Source organism: Rheinheimera baltica, from assembly GCF_030731985.1.
In the GTDB taxonomy this organism is placed as follows: Bacteria; Pseudomonadota; Gammaproteobacteria; order Enterobacterales; family Alteromonadaceae; genus Alishewanella; species Alishewanella baltica.
The window spans coordinates 125447-138052 of the sequence record NZ_JAPJDY010000008.1 but is presented as its reverse complement, the minus strand read 5'-3'; the positions used below and the strand labels follow the sequence as shown (position 1 = coordinate 138052).

Annotated in this window: 9 protein-coding genes; 7 read left to right on the top strand and 2 right to left on the bottom strand. The window is 46.7% G+C overall.

What is annotated here, in order from left to right; translation table 11 throughout:
* Positions 1 to 203: 203 nt before the first annotated feature.
* Positions 204 to 2540: a TonB-dependent receptor domain-containing protein gene (locus ORJ00_RS14290; protein WP_305976347.1), complete on the bottom strand. Its 2337-nt coding sequence runs from the start codon at positions 2538 to 2540 to the stop codon at positions 204 to 206.
* Positions 2541 to 2759: 219 nt separating this feature from the next.
* Between ORJ00_RS14290 and ORJ00_RS14285 the strand changes: the two genes are divergently transcribed.
* The 7 genes from ORJ00_RS14285 (at position 2760) to ORJ00_RS14255 (ending at position 11085) form a co-directional block, all read left to right on the top strand.
* Entirely contained in the window at positions 2760 to 3986 is a 1227-nt protein-coding gene (locus ORJ00_RS14285; RefSeq protein ID WP_306140163.1) for a glycerophosphodiester phosphodiesterase family protein, read from the top strand.
* Positions 3987 to 4134: 148 nt separating this feature from the next.
* Entirely contained in the window at positions 4135 to 5442 is a 1308-nt protein-coding gene (locus ORJ00_RS14280; RefSeq protein WP_306140162.1) for a PqiA/YebS family transporter subunit, read from the top strand.
* A complete protein-coding gene (pqiB, locus tag ORJ00_RS14275; protein WP_306140161.1) occupies positions 5420 to 7087 on the top strand; it encodes an intermembrane transport protein PqiB in 1668 nt (555 codons plus the stop codon). Before ORJ00_RS14280 ends, pqiB begins: the two co-directional genes overlap by 23 nt.
* Positions 7084 to 7629: a PqiC family protein gene (locus ORJ00_RS14270; protein ID WP_306126930.1), complete on the top strand. Its 546-nt coding sequence runs from the start codon at positions 7084 to 7086 to the stop codon at positions 7627 to 7629. Before pqiB ends, ORJ00_RS14270 begins: the two co-directional genes overlap by 4 nt.
* A gap of 269 nt (positions 7630 to 7898) precedes the next feature.
* Positions 7899 to 8138, top strand: a complete 240-nt coding sequence (locus tag ORJ00_RS14265) for an OadG family protein (RefSeq protein WP_305976339.1) — start codon at positions 7899 to 7901, stop codon at positions 8136 to 8138.
* A 12-nt stretch (positions 8139 to 8150) separates the two neighbouring features.
* On the top strand, positions 8151 to 9935 hold the full coding sequence (gene oadA / locus ORJ00_RS14260) for a sodium-extruding oxaloacetate decarboxylase subunit alpha (protein WP_306126931.1): 1785 nt from the start codon (positions 8151 to 8153) through the stop codon (positions 9933 to 9935).
* 19 nt (positions 9936 to 9954) lie between these two features.
* Entirely contained in the window at positions 9955 to 11085 is a 1131-nt protein-coding gene (locus ORJ00_RS14255) for a sodium ion-translocating decarboxylase subunit beta (RefSeq protein WP_027671490.1), read from the top strand.
* 150 nt (positions 11086 to 11235) lie between these two features.
* Here the strand turns inward: ORJ00_RS14255 and ORJ00_RS14250 are convergent, their stop codons facing one another.
* On the bottom strand, positions 11236 to 12585 hold the full coding sequence (locus ORJ00_RS14250) for a peptidoglycan DD-metalloendopeptidase family protein (protein ID WP_306126932.1): 1350 nt from the start codon (positions 12583 to 12585) through the stop codon (positions 11236 to 11238).
* Between the last annotated feature and the right edge of the window lie 21 nt (positions 12586 to 12606).

Below are 12606 nucleotides of genomic sequence, written 5' to 3'. Positions count from 1 at the left end.
ACTGACGCAGGCGGGTGAGAAGCTCCGCAAGGTTCGACCAATTTGCCGGGAGCAAATTGGCACAGTGTAAGCTGGCCCGAAGGGCTAGCGGCAGGATAGCCGCTAGCAATCCTCCTGCGTCCACCATATACGAAGAACCCGCTACGGCTAACGCCTTAGCGGGTTTTTTTCATTTTAGCCTGGGACAAACTGACGCAGGCGGGTTAGAAGCCCAAACTAACAGTAAAGCTTGCTGTGCGCCCTGCACCAATCAGATAAGCGCCTTCGCTACCACCGGTAATATAGCTTTTATCGGTCAGGTTGTTCATCACTAAGGCTAAATCAACAGACTTAAACGGGCTTGCAGCACCCAGATCTTTTTCATACCCTAAATAAGCATTAAAAATAGTGTGCGCTGAGATAGTGTCTTTATTCCATGCTTCGCCGCCATTGGCCGTAAAGCTATGCTTAGCTGCACCGTAGTAATCAGCCACGTATTTGCCACTGATGCCGGCGCGATAGCCATCATCATTATAGTCTAACGACAATGTCAGCATTTTCTCCGGTATACCTGCAAGCTTGTCGCCTTTGCGATAATCCTTTACTAATAATTGCTCTCCGTCAGCGCCTTCTTTGCTGGCCGCGACATCTTCAGAATATTCGGCGTTATTCACTGTTATCGCACTGGTAATGCTTAAATTTGGGTTTAAGCGCCAGTTGATATTCGCTTCAAAGCCTGTTGCAGTTACGCCGCCAACGTTATCAAAATCGCCGTCACCCTCAGCAAGATAGTTTGGTGTGCCGTCTGCAGTGGTTTGGTAACGTAGTTGGACAATACGGTTATTAAATTTCACCCGGTAAAGCGATGTCGACATGCTGACGACGTCACTAGAGTAGCGGATACCCAAGTCCAGATTTGTTGCTGTTTCGGGTTTTAAACTGCTTAGCTCTGCTGATTTTTTATTTTCCAGTGGGCCGTCTGATATCGCTTTGAAGTTTTTAGCGTAACCACTAAATATCTCAATGTGATCGTTTAGCGAGTAAACCACGCCGGCACTGGGCAATAGTGAAGAATCGCTATCGACACTATCTTTGCCTTTACCATTAAGATCATCGGTGCGGCTTACATCAACCAGATATTGTTGTACACCGAGTGTAAGTTGTAAATTTCCAAACGTTATGTTGTCTTGCAGGTAGTATTTAAAGACCTTATTGGTGTAATCATCATCAAACTGCACCCAGTAAGGTGTTTTATCAAAGTAATGATAAATCTTCGGATCGATAATGTTGTGCCAGTCGCGGGTTTGATTACGTTTTTGCTGCTCCAGCCAAATACCCATGCGTAGCTGATGCATCTCAAGGTCCCACTGCAAGTTAGCCGTGGTACCAAAACGTTGCTTTTCATAATGTGTATGTCGGTAAGAGGCTACACGGGTTGCATCAGTGGTGTCGGCATTGGGATCCAGAATAGGTAAGCCGTTTACGTCAATGTAGCGGTAGCGCTGCATGTTTGCACCGGTGCCTTTGGTAATCCGATTACCTGATGCATCTGTTGTATACACCTGATAGTTTGGCATCCAGTCGCCACGACCATTTTGCAAGTGCAAATAGGGCGTGATCTCAAGCGCGATGCTGTCAGATAAATCAAACTCACCTTTAACATAAACTAAGGTATTTTCTCGTAAGGTTGACCAGGTTTCAGCAAAATTCTGGTCGATGTCAGGATCTCCAGTCCAGGCGTTCGTCAGGCCATCCCAGCGCGGTGTTTTGGCAAAATGGGCCAGAGAGATTGGCTGATAATTATCTTCATGCGTGTCGTCATAGGATACCCGGGCTGTAATGCGGCCTGAATCCAATTCAGTGATACTTTTGGCTTCCAGGTGAATTCTGTCACTGTAACCATTGCTGCCACTGCCGATCCAGCGGCTGTTATAGCTGTCGGACACACTGAAATAAGCCGTGGTATTACCGAAAATCTCGCCGCTATCATAACGGGCAAAATAACGCCGTGCGTTGTGGCTACCATTTGAAACACCCACTCTGGCGCCGCGCTGCATCTCTGGGTTAGCGGAGACAAAGTTAAGTGTGCCACCCAGCGCATCCAGTGATGCAGAAGCAATGTCGGACGCACCTTGTCCTACTTCGACATAGCGGGTGTTTTCACTGTCCATATAACGGTTAGCTTTACTGCCACCGGCATAGCCTGAGCCACCATTGGGTACACCATCTACGGTGATCCCCAACTGCTGATCCGCTCTATCAATCACAAAGCCGCGCAAACTTATCGTTGTGGTGTAGTCATCACTGCCAAATGCATCGCCTTGACCTACATTCACACCCGGCAGATTGTTCACCAAATCCAGTACATTGGAAATAGGTGCCTGCTGGTATTTCATGTTGTTGTCTGTACTGTTATTGGCATAGCTAACACGTTTTCCTACCACAGAAAGTACTTCTACGTCAGTCTCGTTATTCGCTATGGTGTTGTCTTGTGCTTGCAGTGAAGCAGACAATAGACCAGCAATAGCCAGCGTGATGGTATTTAACCTAAGGTTAGGCACAATAATTCTCCCTAAAAGCGTTGATCTTGTTGTTGTGGTCAGACGAGCTTGTCGACGGCGGCTTATTGTGCAGAGGGAGTGTGTAAAATATATGACGATAAAATGTGGTTGCTGTGTAGCTAATGTGTTTTTTTTATGACAAGCCAGTGAGATTGAGTAATGCTAATGTCATACAGCGATATTAGGCTATCGCTACTTTGGGGATGGGATGTAGGAAGGATGATGAAATTTTACTGGCTATTGATCATGCTTATGCTGTTAGTGGCGTGTCAGGGAACGTTGCCCACGGCACAGCCCGGTGTAAGGCCTATTTATTTACTACAACAGCTGCCTGAGAGCGATTTGAAACAACGCATGCAAGCTTGCCAGCACAATACGTTTTATCGCAGCGATTTTTCAATAGCGCATCGTGGCGCGCCATTGATGTTTCCGGAGCATAGCCTTGAGTCTTATCATGCGGCAATAACGATGGGGGCTGGCATGGTTGAATGTGATGTCGCCTTTACGGCAGATCAGCAGTTAGTGTGTCGGCATGCCCAGTGCGATTTACATCAGACTACCGATATCCTTTTGCGTCCGACACTGGCAGAGAAATGCTCTCAACCTTTTGTTGCAGCCGATCCCACAACTGGCACCAGTGCCTCTGCGCGTTGCTGTACCAGTGATATTACCGTGGCGGAGTTCAGCAGTTTATGTGCGAAAATGGATGGCGTAAACACTGCCGCGCAACAGGTAGCAGACTATGTAAAGGGTACTCCAGTATGGCGTACTGAGTTATATACACAGTGCGCCAAGCCAATGACACATCAAGAGTCCGTGGCATTGTTTAAGCAACAAGGGGTGAAGATGGTGCCGGAGCTAAAACAAGCTGAGGTCCCTATGCCATTTAATAGCCGTTACAGCCAACAGCAGTATGCGCAGCAGCTGGTAGATGACTATAAAGCATCTGGCGTGCCGCCATCTCAGGTGTATCTGCAGTCTTTTAACTGGCAAGATATTGAATATTGGTTAACATTTGAGCCTGAGTTTGGCCGCCAGGCTATTTGGTTGGATGAGCGTTACGAACAGCCGGGCTTTGATGCAATGCAGCCTGATAGTTGGCAACCCTCGATGCAGCAACTAAAAGATGCCGGATTAAATATTATTGCACCGCCTTTATGGGTATTAGTGACTGAGCAAAAGGGTAAAATTGTGCCATCCCGCTATGCGCTAGCCGCTAAAGCCGCCGGCTTAAAGATTATTGCCTGGAGTTTAGAGCGGTCTGCCCCACTGAAAACAGGGGGCGATTGGTATTATCAGTCGCTGCCTTTAACTGCAACCGATGATAGTGCAGTATTACAGTTATTAGATGTATTGGCACAGGACGTTGGGGTAATAGGCGTGTTCTCCGATTGGCCTGCAACAACGACCTACTATGCAAACTGTTTGCTCAACCCTAAACATTAATTAATTGATGCATCCTGTTTCACGCCATCGCTAAGCGCTTGTGATTATGCTATAAATTGCTAATGCATATCAGCAGTTTTACTCAGGCAGAGATTAGTTTTGCTCTGCTACTACTGCATTTCTGTCTTAAGACGGGTAAGCCTGACACGTGACAACACTCCAGACTTTTGATCATCAATCAGTAGCGGTGTCTTGCGATACCGCTACTGAGCTTGCAATGTGTCCTCATTGTGATTTGGTACAGCATCTGCCAGCGCTTAAACCCGGAGAAGAAGCTGATTGTGCCAGATGCGGACACCATCTGGATGCCTGTCATCCTGAATCGGTAATGCGGCCAATGTTATTTGCGGCTTCAGCGTTATTTATGTTGCTGCTGGCTAATCTATTTCCTTTTGTCAGCATGTTCGCTGCGGGCAACAGTAATGAAATGAATTTCTTCGATACCTCGTCAGTGTTGTTTGCTGAGCATCATCAATCGTTGGCTATTCTGATCTGGTTATTAATTCAGGCGGTTCCTGCGGCGTGCATGTTTGCCATTATTTACCTCAAGCTTGGTATGTTGTATTCGTTACCAGCGCGAACCTGGGTAGCCAGAGTGCTCTATATGCTAAAGCCATGGAGCATGGTAGATATTTTTTTGATGGGATTAATTATTAGTTTTGTAAAATTAGTCGCCGATTCAGAGATATCGCTCGGTAACAGTTTCTGGGCGTTTTGTTTGTTTTGTCTGCTGCATTTAAGAGCATTTCAAGTTATAGACCGCCGAGAGTTGTGGTCAAAAATCGCGCCGTCTCCTGTGCCTCAGGTTGCTGCTAATGTTGGTAAAACTGGCCTGGCACAAAACTTAAAGCTGTGTAAGGTGTGTACCGCTATGGTACCGGTAACACAAACTCACTGTAGTCGTTGTCATACTAAAGTCAGGCTGCGTCAACGTGCCAGTATGCAAAATACCTTAGCTTTACTTATTGCGGCCACCTTACTGTATATCCCCGCAAATTTATTACCCATAATGCGCACTGTCTCCTTTGGCGAAACAACTGACTCTACCATTGTTAGTGGCTTGATATTAATGTGGCAGGATGGTGCTTATCCGGTGGCTATCATCATTTTAATTGCCAGCGTTATAGTGCCCGTTGTAAAAATAGTGATTATGTTTTGGTTATGCTATTTAACCCGCCTGCCTTTTTCGCTACGTCAGCGATATTCCACACAAATTTACCGTTTAGTAGACTGGGTTGGGCGATGGTCTATGGTAGATGTGCTGGTTGTTGCCATTATGGCAGCGTTGGTTAGATTTGATTTACTAATGAGTGTTTATCCCGGAGTTGGTGCATTAGTATTTGCATCCGTGGTTATTTTAACCATGCTGGCAGCATTGAGTTTTGACCCCAGATTATTATGGGACCCGTTAACAGAGCAGAAGGGAGTCCGTTTTGACGCAACCAAAAATGGCTAAAATAAGTCGCATCAGACAATTGTCACCCATCTGGGTGGTACCCATAGCAGCAGTGCTGATTGGTTTATGGATGCTATACAACCATCAACAACAACAAGGGGCTTTGCTTACGCTTTTAACCGCTGATGCCGAGGGTATTGTTGCTGGTAAAACTCAGATAAAAAGTCGCAGTGTTGATATTGGCCAGGTGGTATCGGTGGAGCTTAGCCGTGATTTAAAGCAGGTTATTATTAAAGCTCGTATGAAACCCGCTATAACAGCGCTACTGAACGCTGATTCACAATTTTGGGTGGTTAAACCGCAGGTAGGGCGTGGCGGTATTACCGGGTTAAATACCTTGTTATCAGGTGTATATATTGAGCTGCAACCCGGTGACTCGACACAACTGCAACTACAACATCAGTTATTAGACACACCGCCGGTAGCCCCCGCTGATGCACCTGGCATTAGAGTTGTATTAAGTACTAAAGAGTCTGGCGGTTTGGCAGCAGGTGACCCGGTACTGTACCGTGGCTATGAAGTGGGGACGGTCGAATACAGTGAATTTGATCTGTCATTGCGCCGCACTCAGTATCAACTCTATATACGCGAGCCTTTCGATGTGTTGGTGTCTGAAAACGTGCGCTTTTGGCTAAGTAGTGGTTTTTCGGTTGATCTTACCGCAGAAGGTTTGCAAGTAGATGTAGGTTCTGCGGCTACTTTACTCACAGGAGGTGTCAGTTTTGACCTGATGCAAGGCTGGCCAGCAGGTAGTGTGGTAGCCGATGGTACTGAGTTTCAGTTATTTCCTAACAAACAGAGTATTCAAGACGGTTTATACAGTGAGTTTGTTGAATATTTAGTGTTTTTTGACGAGTCAGTTAGAGGCTTAAAAGCTGGTGCGCCGGTAGAGTATCGTGGCGTACGTGTTGGCACTGTTACTAGTGTGCCTTTCTTTTTTTCTATTGATAAGCCATTTGAGGTTTCTTTGCAGCAGGGCATACCGGTCCTCATTCGAATTGAGGCTGGCAGGTTATATGAAAACCTCACCTTAGCACAATTGCGTCAAGAGCTGGAGAAAGCGGTAGGCCGGGGTATGCATGCGACGTTGAAAACCGGCAATTTGTTAACGGGCGCTTTGTATATTGATTTAGATATTAATCAGGAGCCTGTGCAGGATGTGGAACTGTTAGCGTTACAGGCGCAGCAATTCTCGCTAAGCCAAAGTGCCGGTTATCCGATGTTGCCGACCACCCGGTCAGGCCTTAGCAACATTGAGCAAAAAGTGCTGATGGCGCTGGACAAAATTAATAATTTACCGGTAGAGCAGCTTTTAGTGCAAAGCGAGCAAACCATGCAAAGTACCCAAATTCTTATGCAAAATGCCAGTAGTATGGTGGCGCAGTTAGACGCATTGGTGGCCAACCCTCAGATGCAACAATTACCGGCCCAGTTGCAGCAAAGCTTGCAGGATTTACAGCTGATGTTGGCTGGGTTGAGCCCAGGTTCAGCGGCGTATGACCGGTTAAATGGCAATCTGCAAACTCTGGATCAAGTGCTCAGAGAAGTGCAGCCATTATTGCAAACATTGAATCAACAAAGTAACGCATTGGTGTTTGAAGCTGAAGCAGCCACAGATCCGCAACCAAAGAGGGCAAAACAATGAGACGAGTACTGCTGGGGTGTGTATTGCTGTTCGTCGGCTGTAGTAGCCAGCAAGCTATAACGTACTATCAGCTGCCCGTTATGCCGGCGTTAGTTGCTAGTCAAAGTACGGCCACGCAACAGCTTTATATTGAGCCGGTGCAGGTAGCCAGTTATCTTAATGGTCGTGGTTTGGTATTGCAGGTATCTGACGTAGAGCTTGTTGTGGCGCGGCAACATTTGTGGGCAGAGGCGCTGGGCCAGCAATTACAGCGCCAGTTACGTGACAGATTGCAGCCTGTGTTACCCGAATTCGTCACCGTTTTACAGGCGCAACCGACGACAATGCGGCTTGCTGTGCAAATAGATCAGTTTCATGGTCAGGCAGATGGTTATGCGATAATTAGCGGACGTTTTACACTGAGTACTCACCCGGGTTCTGAGGCGTTTTCTCTGCGTGTACCACTAGAAGATGATGGTTACCCAGCGTTAGTTGTTGCTTTAGGTCAGGGATTGCAGCTGCTTAGCCAACAAATTTCTCAGCAGTTAAATGCTGCAATCTAAATTCCGCATTTATAACCAGTAGTAACAAAGCGGCTATTTCTATATTGGATGGCTAGACACTTGAGCGTCTTTACGTGTAGTGTAATGGCGTTAGGCAAATTGTTAGTATAAATAGCAGCTATCACTGAATATTATTTAGCCTGATGTTATTAACTAAGCATAATGCTCAGTCGGTCTTATATAACTATACCGAGTTGACCGTGTTCAACTATTCTGAACTTAGTGCAGCGATGACTGCACGGTATTGTTAACGAAGGGAGATAACGCCTATGGTCGCACAACTACTATTAGAAGCTGCAAATCTGATGTTTATTGGCATGGTGGCGGTATTTGCTTTTCTGTTGTTGCTGGTGTTTGTGGTGCAACTTATCAGCAAAATAATGCAGCGATATTTCCCGGTGAAAATTGCTGATAAAGCCGTAAGAATTGATGCGGGTAGCAATGGCCCCAGCCCAGCGGTCATTGCCGCTATTTCAAGTGCAATACATCAGTATCGCAAACAACAATAAGAGGACTCAGGCATGAGCAAACCATTATTACTTACTGAACTGGTACTGCGTGACGCACATCAGTCATTACTGGCGACCCGGTTACGACTGGAAGACATGCTGCCAATTGCAGCTAAGCTGGATAAAGTGGGCTACTGGTCAATGGAGTCTTGGGGGGGCGCAACCTTTGATGCCTGTATTCGTTATCTGGGTGAAGATCCCTGGCATCGTATTCGAGAGCTAAAAAAAGCGATGCCTAACACCAAGCAGCAGATGTTGTTGCGAGGTCAGAATTTATTGGGCTACCGTCATTATGCTGACGATGTTGTCGAAGCCTTCGTAGAGCGGGCACATAAAAACGGTGTTGATGTATTTCGTATTTTTGATGCAATGAACGATATCCGTAATTTGCAAACCGCAGTACAAAGTGCAATTAAAGTGGGCGCCCATGCTCAGGGGACGATTTCTTATACTGTCAGTCCGGTGCATACCATCGATATGTGGGTGGATATGGCGCGCCAGCTGGAGGATATGGGCTGTCATTCTATCTGCATTAAAGATATGGCGGGTTTGCTTAAACCTTATGAGTGCGAAGAGTTAGTTACCCGTATCAAAGAAGCCACTAAAATTCCATTAGCCATGCAATGCCATGCGACCACAGGCTTAAGCACCGCAACGTATCAAAAAGCCATAGATGCTGGCATTGATATGCTGGATACCGCTATTTCATCAATGAGTATGACTTATGGCCATACTGCAACGGAGACAATGGTAGCAATTACCGAAGATACCGAGCATGACACCGGGTTAAACCTGGAGTTGTTAGCCGATATTGCGGCGTACTTTCGTGATGTACGGAAAAAATACGCGCAATTTGAAGGCTCATTAAAAGGCGTGGATGCCCGTATCTTATTGGCTCAGGTTCCAGGTGGTATGTTAACTAACATGGAAAGTCAGCTTAAAGAGCAGGGCGCTCTGGATAAGCTTGATGCGGTATTAAAAGAAATTCCCCATGTACGTGAAGACTTAGGCTTTTTACCCTTGGTGACACCCACCTCACAAATTGTTGGCACCCAAGCCGTGCTTAATGTGTTAACCGGTGAGCGTTACAAGAGTATTACCAAAGAAACGGCGGGCGTGTTAAAAGGCGAGTATGGTGCGACGCCAGCACCAATGAATGCAGAATTACAGAAACGTGTGCTTGCCGGTGCCGAAGCCATTACCTGCCGGCCAGCCGATTTGCTTGAACCTGAACTGGAAAAGTTGCAGCAAGAGCTGGGCAGCCTGGCAAAAAGCGAACATATACGCCTGGCCGATACGTTAATTGATGACGTGCTGACCTATGCGTTGTTTCCACAGGTTGGCTTGAAGTTTCTTAAAAATAGAGATAACCCTGCCGCATTTGAACCCGCGCCAGGCGCTGAGCTCGATAACGTTCAGCCGTCGACTCCAGCCAAAAACAAGCCCGTAGCAACCGGCCCGGCAAGCTATAGCGTGCGGGTTGATGGCAAGGTGTATGAGGTTGAAGTTGCCCCCACGGGCGAGCTAAGTTCTGTTAAACCTGTTGTGTCTGAAAATATTCCCGGTAGTGCATCGGTAACGGGCAGCGCGACACTGAACGCGCCTCTGGCCGGCAATATTTGGAAGATTGTGACCAAGGTAGGCGCAGAAGTTAAACGTGGTGATGTGGTCATTATTATGGAAGCCATGAAAATGGAAACCGAAGTGCGGGCAGTTGCTGATGGTACTGTCGTCAATATTCACGTGGCAGCCGGTGATGCCGTTAGCACCGGTGATGTGATGATAAGCTTTGACTAGACAGAATTAAGGAACATCCATGGATGCTGTAACGACATTAATCGCCTCAACCGGCTTAGTCAATTTTAGCGCTGGCCAGGTTGTTATGATGCTGGTTGGTTTCTTACTCCTCTATCTGGCTATTGCCCGGGGTTTTGAACCTTTGCTGTTATTGCCCATTGGGTTTGGTGCCGTTTTGACCAATATTCCGTTGGCCGGTATGGGTGACCCCGGCGGGTTGCTTTATATGATTTATAACGCGGGTATCAGCACCGGTGTGTTTCCGTTACTGATTTTTATGGGCGTGGGTGCACTGACAGACTTTGGCGCGCTTATCGCAAACCCCAGGATGTTATTACTTGGCGCTGCAGCCCAGTTTGGTATTTTCGCCACGTTATTGGGTGCTATTGCGCTTAATGCCGTACCCGGATTGAGCTTTACCATGAAAGAAGCGTCGGCTATTGCAATAATCGGCGGGGCTGATGGCCCTACGGCAATATTTCTGGCGTCAAAACTGGCGCCTGATTTACTTGGTGCAATTGCTGTTGCAGCTTATTCTTATATGGCATTGGTGCCTATTATTCAGCCTCCTATCATGCGGGCGTTAACCAGCAAGGCTGAGCGTAATATACAGATGGTGCAGTTACGTGTCGTCAGCAAAAAAGAAAAAATCATCTTCCCACTGGCGGTGTTGTTACTGACCATTTTGTTATTACCCAGTGCGGCACCGTTGATAGGCATGTTTTGCTTAGGCAACTTGATGCGTGAGTCTGGCGTGGTAGACCGGTTAAGTAAAACGGCGCAAAATGAACTGATTAACATCGTGACCATCTTTCTTGGTTTGGCGGTGGGGTCCAGGTTGAGCGCGGATAAATTTTTAACGCTGCAAACGTTAGGTATTTTGGTGTTGGGGGCCGTCGCTTTTGCCATTGGTACTGCATCTGGGGTGATGATGGCAAAGTTAATGGGCCGCTTCTCTAAGCAACCTATTAATCCACTTATTGGCGCCGCAGGCGTATCTGCAGTGCCAATGGCAGCTCGCGTGGTGAATAAAGTAGGGCTGGAAGCCAACCCGCATAACTTTTTGTTAATGCATGCCATGGGCCCTAATGTCGCTGGGGTTATTGGCTCCGCGGTGGCTGCTGGTATATTACTGGCATTAGTAGGGTAAAGCGGGTAGTTAAGCTCGTAGCAGGTAGTTAAGCTCGTAGCGGATAGTTAAGCTCGTTTTACCCGGTTATATCTAAACAAATAAAAAAGCCCGCAATTTCCAGCGGGCTTTTTTATCGCACTCAATTTATGGTGCTTTAATGCTTGTAGCTTAGGGTGCAGCAGTCGCGTTATCAGGCATGGTTTTAGCTAATAAAACCCGTTCATTAGTTTGTAACTGGGCCAGTATTTGCTGGGCTTGTGCTGTAAACAGTTCTTTATCTTTACCTTGTAACGGCGTTGCCTGAGGCAGTTTTACTGTTCTGGGGTTACGGTGAACACCAGACACTAAAAATTCGTAGTGCAAATGAGCGCCAGTTACGCGACCGGTTGAACCCAGACGACCAATAGCTTCTCCCTGGCGCACTTTCTCGCCTTTACTGACCAGCCGTTTTGATAAATGCAGGTACTTTGTCACGATGTTATTGGCATGCTGAATAAACACGTAATGGCCATTTAAATTATTATATGCAGATGCAATAACCCGGCCTTCACCAGCCGCCATAATTGGCGTGCCAACCGGTGCTACATAATCTACGCCGTTATGAGGTCGAACAGTCTTTAGCACAGGGTGTAGACGACGTGGGTTAAAATTGGAGCTAACGTACTGAAAGCTAACCGGCGCACGTAAGAAGGCTTGGCGCATACTGGCACCATCCGGTTTATAATAGTTGCCATCGGTATGGCGAACTGCTTGATATAAATGGCCTTGATTAGAAAATTGTGCAGCAATAATATTGCCATTGCTGATAAATTCACCGTCTACATATTGGGTTTCATACAGCACACTAAAATTGTCGCCAGCACGAATATCCAAACCAAAGTCGATATCCCAGCCAAAAATGCCGGCCAGACTCATAATTTGTGATTCACTGAGGCCGGCTTCTATACCCGCACTCCAAAAGTTGCTGCGAATTTCAGCATTGGCAAACTGGCTACGAAGTTCAACATCTTTCTTTAGCTCTTCGGCAACAAACTGGCCATTGGGGTCGCGGCTAACACGTAATGTGGTTAAATGGTTTAACGCATAACGCAGCTCTTGTAATTCGCCATCGCTGTTCAGGCCAAATTCCAGCTGCTCGCCAGGGAAAATGCGGGTTAATGTTTTTACGCTACTTCCCAATGCCAGCACATCAAGCATAACCTGCTGACTAACATTGGCTTTTTTAAATAAAGCAGATAAAGCATCGCCCTTTTGCACTTGCAACACAGACCAATTGAGTGATAAATCCTCTTCTGGCAGTGCTGCCAGCTCGGCAAGAGCATGCTCTGGTGTGATGTCATCAATAGTTTCAGGCATGTCCAAGCTGTAACGCTTGCCAATTTCAAGGCTATCGTTTTTGCTACCTTTAGATGCAGACACCGGTTCAGACGGTAATAATAAAACAATGGATAAAAACACCGAAGTTGCAGCGATTAAGGCGCGGTGTTTTGGCGGAATCTTAGTTACGAATTGACGCATAATGCTAGTCTGGGCTCAGGA